The organism is Chrysiogenia bacterium (assembly GCA_020434085.1).
Taxonomy (GTDB): Bacteria; JAGRBM01; JAGRBM01; order JAGRBM01; family JAGRBM01; genus JAGRBM01.
In genome coordinates, this window is sequence record JAGRBM010000462.1 from 1 (window position 1) to 5,931 (window position 5,931).

Here is a 5,931-nt window from a genome sequence, read left to right on the forward strand (position 1 = left end):
AAGGCCTACAACGCCGCCTTTGCGGTGCTCAACTACATGCACCTGCATCAGAAGGAACTCACGGCCGACCTGGCGGCCAACCGCACCATGCTGACCGATGCCTTCGACCATGCGCTGGACGGGCTCGCCCCCGACGTGGAGATCCTCTCGCTGGTGATCGCGTGGTACTCGGCCTATCTGGCGGGCGATCAGGACATGGCCCCACTGGCGGCCGAGCAACTGGCCGCGCAGGTACGCCACCGCAGCCCGCGCGTGCGGCTCATCATTTCATGGGGCCTTGCGCGCATGCAGCTCATCGCGCCGCCGGCGCGCGCGGGGCTTCGCGAAAAACTCCTGCCGGCCGAATCCGATGAACGCGTGCTGGAACTGCTTTCCGCTGTTCACGACGGCCAGGGCCGGCCCGGTCAGTTGCAACTGCTCTTCGGGATCCGTCCTCAGATGCCTCATCCCGGGCGTGGAAACCAGAACCTGAACTGATGAAACGAATTTTTCTCATCCTGAGCCTGCTCGTACTGGGCATGAGCTGCGCCAAGCATCCGGTGCCCGATTCGCCGCGGCGCAAGGCGTTCCAGCCCCAGCTCCTGTTCGAGGGGTACGTCACGCTAGACGGTCGCAAGGTGAAGGCGATCTTCGTCTTCGAGAACGAGAACCTGCGCTCGGGCTCGCGCGGATATCCCGACGGCGGATTCGGCGTGAACGTCGAGGACCAGAACCTGCCGGTGTTCCGTCAGGTGGCAGTGCTGCTGGAGACCGGCGAGCTCTATTACAACGACGTCCTTTACGGGGCCGACGACGCGCAGGCCCTTCGGCGCGGCAAGCTCGCCCCGGCGGAGATCCAGGCAGAGGCCACGCCGGGAACCATCTCGCAGTTCCGCTTCACACCCAGCCGCAACGTGCTCAGCTCGCTCGATACCGGTTTCGAGATCACGGCGCGCGTTGGTGGCAAGAGCGCGCAGATGGTGCTGCCGCCGCTCTATGAGACCTCGCTCTACGCCCCGTATTTCGTGGAGTCGCGCTCGAAAGACCAGGCGGCCTCAGGCAACACACCGGGCTTTGTTTACAGCGCGGCCAGCGGTGCCTCGGGCGCTGCCGGCTACAACGGCGGGCGCGGCGGGGACGGTTATCCCGGCGCCAACGGCTTCAGCCCCGGTCAGGGCGGTGGTAGCGGTGGCAACGGCGGGCCCGGCGGCGGCGGTCAGCGCGGCTACAACGGCCAGGCGGCCTATGGGCTCGGGCAGAACGGCGGCGCCGGCGGCAATGGAAGCGCGGGCGGCCCCGGCGGCAACGGCGCGCGCGGCGGCAACGCAGGGCCCAAGGCCCAGAACGGCTCGCGCGGCGCCGACGGTGAAGAGGGCGAGGACGGTCCCCGGCTCACGGTGACGATCAAACCGATCTTTTCGCGCTTCTATCCCGATGAAGAACTCGTCTACATGCACGTGCGTGCCGACTGGTACGACATCTACAACCGCAAGTACAAGAGCGATGAGCTCAACTACATCTTCCACAAGAACCAGAACTTCTCGGTCACCAGTGAAGGCGGCGACGGTGGCAAGGGCGGCGACGGCGGCCACGGCGGTCCCGGTGGTGGCGGCGGCGCGGGCGGCAATGGCGGCCAGGGCGGCAGCGGCGGCGCGGGTGGCAACGGCGGCGCGGGTGGTCCGGGCGACTACCAGCGCGGCATCTCCCCTGGGCAGCAGGGCCGCGGCGGCAATGGCGGTCGCGGGGGCAACGGCGGCAACGGCGCCAATGGCGGCAGCGGCGGTGTCGGCGGCAACGGCGGCCCCTCCGGCGACGGCGGTGACGGCGGCGATGGCGGCCGGATCAACGTGACGGTTTATGGCAGCGACGGTTTCTACAACGCCGTACGCGGCGCGTTGACGTTTAGAAGTGTCCCCGGCAAGGGCGCCCCGGCGGGAACGCCGGGCTCGGGCGGCGCGGCGGGCTCCGGCGGTCGCGGCGGCTATGCGGGCGCCGGCGGCTCGGGCGGCTATGGTGGTTCGGGCTCTCCCTCGGGCAGCTCGGGATACTCCGGCAGCTCCGGCAGTTCGGGGAGCTCGGGATACTCGGGATCGAGCGGGTCGCCCGGCTCGCGCGGGCAGCGCGGTGATGACGGCGATCCGATTCCCGTTTCGTGGAATCGAAACTAGAAGGGAAGAGACTTTGAATAACAGCTTCAGCAAACTTGCGCTTCTGGTCGGCCTGCTGTGCATGGTGGGTGTCTCGGCCTGCGCGATCAAACCCGGTGACATGCGCGGCAAGTCGGTCGAGTGGATCGACAAAACCATGCAGAAGCGTGAGAAGCTCAAGATGCCGGTGCAGCAGGCGGCCGTGCAGGAACTCGCCAAGATCGGCGATGAAAACGCGCTGCAACTGCTCATCGACCTGAGCGAGGACAAGGATCCCACGCTTCGCGGGGAGGTGGCACTCGCGCTCGGGCGCGTCGACAACCGCGACGCGGTGGTGCGGCTGATCCAGATGCTCGGGGATTCGGACTCGGCGGTGCGCCGCAAGGCCAGCTCCGCACTGCAGCGTCAGCTCGACAACGCGGCCGACGCATCGGTGGCGGAGCGCATGATGCGCGAGGCCGACATCAACCGTGATTTCCGCATTCGCCTGGAATGCATGCGGCTGATCACCAGCTTCGAGCCCGAGGGGCTGGCGGAGCTGCTGGTGCGCCGCGCGGCAAAGGACGAGAGCGCCGAAGTGCGCCGCGCGGCGGCCAAGTCGCTCGGAATGATGGCCGATCGGCTGAGCGCGCCGCAGAAGAAGGCCGCGCACGAAGCGTTGAACAAACTCAAGCATGCCGACCTGGATTCCTCCGTGCGCGCCGCGGCCTCCAGCGCCGTTGAGAAGATCAACTACCACGTTGTGCGCACGGTGGGCGTGGTGGGCCTTGAGAATCGAACCGGCATCGCGGGCTTCGACCAGTTCTGCGAGGACGTGGCCGACATCATCTCGGCGAGCCTGGCGCGCGAGCGCCTGGCCACCGTGGTGGAGCGCCGCCAGCTCGGCACGGTTCTGAGTGAGATGGCGCTCCAGCAGATGCTGGGCATCGACGACCCCGATCAGGCGGTCGAGCTCGGAAAACTGCTGCAGGCCGATGAAATTGTATTCGGCACGCTGCAGGGAGACGGCAATCAGGTGACGGTCATCGTCAAGCGCGTGGACGTGGTTTCGGGCGTGTTGCTGCAGGGCGTGAACATTACGGGCTATGCACTCGATCTCGAGCAACTCAAGCAGAGCGTCGCCCGCAAGGTCGTGGTGACCTACCGCTGAGGAAGTTGTGATGAAAGTTCTGCGCACAATCGGGTTGATGGCGGCGGCAGTGCTGCTCGCCGCTTCTACGCCCGCGCATGCGCAGGACGCGGCAATCGTGCCGAGCGTCTCGGGTCCGCTCCCGAACAGCATTCGGGTGGGCGCTTCGCTCGATGCGATCCGGCTCCAGCTTGGCGGTGGGGGCTACAAGGTGGAGCTTCTCGACGCGAAGTCGCCCGGCCAGCTCACCGACGGGCTGCTGGATACGGGCCTGCTGGCTTCGATCAATCACTTTCAGATCGATGACCACCCCTTCCTCAATGAGGGGCAGGGGGCCGGGCAGAGCTTTCTGATCGCGACGCGTCCGGGCGAGGAGCTGATCATCGGATTCGTGCGCGGGGTCTCCCGCGCGATTTTGAAGAAGAGAGCGGCGGGTGTTGCACGGGGCGCGGATCCTTTCAATCCGGGGCGCCTCTCCCCCATCAAGTCCCAACTGGCAACGCTGGTGCAGGTTTGCGCAGCGGCGCCCATCAAGCGTGATCGCTATTCCAACCGTTTTGAATTCCTTGGAAGCTGCTACGGCGGCAAGGGCTACGTGCGCTACCGCCCGGAACGCTCGCAGGTCGCGCTGCTGGTGGTCGGCGGCGCAAGTGCCGTGCCCGCCGCGCAGCCAGACAGCGGTGAAGCACCCCAGCCCGGCGACATTCTGTGGGAGAAGAAATTCGGCGACGAAAATGCCCCCGGCGCCGTCGAGATCAAGACCAGGGGCCGCCGGGTCAAACCGCCCAAGAAACCCAAGCAATAAGCAGCTTCAGACGACCGGGTGTTTGGGATCGTTTCCAGCCAGCACTGAGAGAATGTCCTGCGCGCACATCTTCGCCATGCGCGAGCGTGTCTTGATCGTGGCGCTTCCGGTGTGGGGAGCGAGCACGACGTTCTCGAGCTGCGCAAGGCCCTCGGCCAGTTCGGGCTCGCGCTCATAGACGTCGAGCCCCGCGCCGGCCAGTTTGCCCTCGCGAAGCGCGGTGACAAGAGCGGCCTCGTCCACGACGGGTCCGCGCGCTGTGTTGATGAGATAGGCCGTGGGCTTCATCAGCGCGAGCCGCCTTGCATCCAGCAGGCCGCTCGTCTCGGGGGTGAGCGGGCAGTGCAGGCTCACGAAATCCGATTCCTGCAGCAGCTCGTCGATGGTGACGAGCTCGGCGCCCAGCGGGTCTTCGATCTCGCCGGGCAGGCGCGAGCGGTTGTAGTAGAGAATGCTCGCCCCGCAGGCCTTTGCCCGCCGGGCGTAGGCCTGGCCGATGCGGCCCATGCCGATCACGCCGACGGTGCTCCCGTAGACATCGCGGCCCAGAAAAAGCTCGGGCTCCCAGCCGGTGAAATGCCCCGCGCGAACGAAGGCATCGCCCTCGACGATGCGGCGGCAGACGGCAAGGGTGAGTGCGAAGGCCAGCTCGGCAGTGGTCTCGGTCAGCACGTCCGGGGTATTGCAGACGCGAACGCCGCGCTTTCGGGCCAGTTCCAGGTCGATGTTGTTGGTGCCCACCGCGTAGTTGGCGACGACCTTGAGCCCCGGCGCCGCGTCGAAAACCTCGGCATTGATGGGCTCGGAAAGCAGGCAGAGCAGGGCGTCGGCCTCCCGCACGCGCTCGAGCAGCTCGGCCCGCGGCAGGGGCAGGGGGCCCTCATAGAGGTCCACTTCGTGCTCCGCGCGCAGCAGTTCCAGCGCGTCGCCGGGCAACTTTGCTGTGACAAGAATTCTGGCCATGGTTTTCCGCGGTCCTCGATGTGACTATGGTGCGCTCCGCCCCGGCAAGGTGTATCACCTGCGGGGCCGGGACGGCCAGTGCCGGGCAGGCGCCCGGATCGCCCGGCCGGCAGCAGGAGAGCAGGGAAAGACGTGAGCGAGACGAGTAAAAAAGAGATCGGGGCGGCCCTCTTCGAGGGCGTGCGCCACGTGTTCTTCGATCTCTTCGACACCCTGATCGAGGTGGATAACTCAAAGCTCCCCACCGTCGTTCACGGGGAGCACGAGTTCCCCTCGACCGCCCCGGCCGTGCTGGAACTGGTGCACGAGCGCGGCCACGGGCACATCACGCTCGAACAATTCGTGGCGGAGGTCATCCGCCAGTGGCAGGTCATTGCCAAGGCCAAGGAAAAAGAGTGGATCGAGATCTCCGCGCTGGTTCGTTACGAGAACATCGTTCACGCGCTCGAACTGGAGGTCGAAGGCGAGGAATCCAGGCGCCTGGCCCATGAACTGGTCGAAACCCACATGCGCGCCATCGCGCGCTCAACCCGCGCGGTAGAGGGCGCCGCCGAGTTGCTCGATCGCCTGCATGCGAAGGGAATCGGCGTCGCGCTGATCTCGAACTTCGACTACACGCCGGCGGCCGACTGGATTCTCGATCACACAGGTCTGCAGGGGCGCTTTGACAAGGTGATCATCTCCGATGCGCTGGGCCTTCGAAAGCCGCACGAGAAGCTCTTCGAGGACGCGATGAGCCACTTCGGCGCGAGCCCTGCCGACAGCCTGCACATCGGCGATACCGCGCTGGCCGACATCTGGGGCGCCGGGCGCCTTGGAATCCGCACCGTGTGGATCAACCGCAAGGGCGAGGCCTTTCCCCACGATGAGCACGCGCCGAGCCTGGAAATCACCAGGCTCGCCGAGCT

Annotated in this window: 6 protein-coding genes; 5 read left to right on the plus strand and 1 reads right to left on the minus strand. The window is 66.5% G+C overall.

The annotated features are described in order from the left end of the window. The 4 genes from KDH09_15650 to KDH09_15665 all read left to right on the plus strand — a co-directional run. Positions 1-477 (plus strand): hypothetical protein (locus KDH09_15650; GenBank protein MCB0221132.1); only part of this gene is annotated, 477 nt, incomplete at its 5' end. After that, positions 477-2,147, plus strand: a complete 1,671-nt coding sequence (locus tag KDH09_15655) for a hypothetical protein (protein MCB0221133.1) — start codon at positions 477-479, stop codon at positions 2,145-2,147. The genes KDH09_15650 and KDH09_15655, both read left to right, overlap by 1 nt. Before the next feature lie 13 nt (positions 2,148-2,160). Beyond that, positions 2,161-3,276 carry a HEAT repeat domain-containing protein gene (locus KDH09_15660; protein ID MCB0221134.1) on the plus strand — a complete coding sequence of 372 codons (1,116 nt, stop codon included), beginning with the start codon at positions 2,161-2,163 and terminating at the stop codon, positions 3,274-3,276. Positions 3,277-3,286: 10 nt separating this feature from the next. Beyond that, positions 3,287-4,060 carry a hypothetical protein gene (locus KDH09_15665; protein MCB0221135.1) on the plus strand — a complete coding sequence of 258 codons (774 nt, stop codon included), beginning with the start codon at positions 3,287-3,289 and terminating at the stop codon, positions 4,058-4,060. Between the two features lie 6 nt (positions 4,061-4,066). Here KDH09_15665 and KDH09_15670 read toward each other — a convergent pair whose 3' ends face one another. Then, complete coding sequence (locus KDH09_15670) at positions 4,067-5,023, minus strand: D-glycerate dehydrogenase (GenBank protein MCB0221136.1); 957 nt, start codon at positions 5,021-5,023, stop codon at positions 4,067-4,069. Positions 5,024-5,155: 132 nt separating this feature from the next. On the opposite strand from KDH09_15670, the gene KDH09_15675 reads away from it, so the two are divergent. Then, positions 5,156-5,931: HAD family hydrolase (locus KDH09_15675; protein ID MCB0221137.1), on the plus strand; the 776-nt coding region annotated here is incomplete at its 3' end.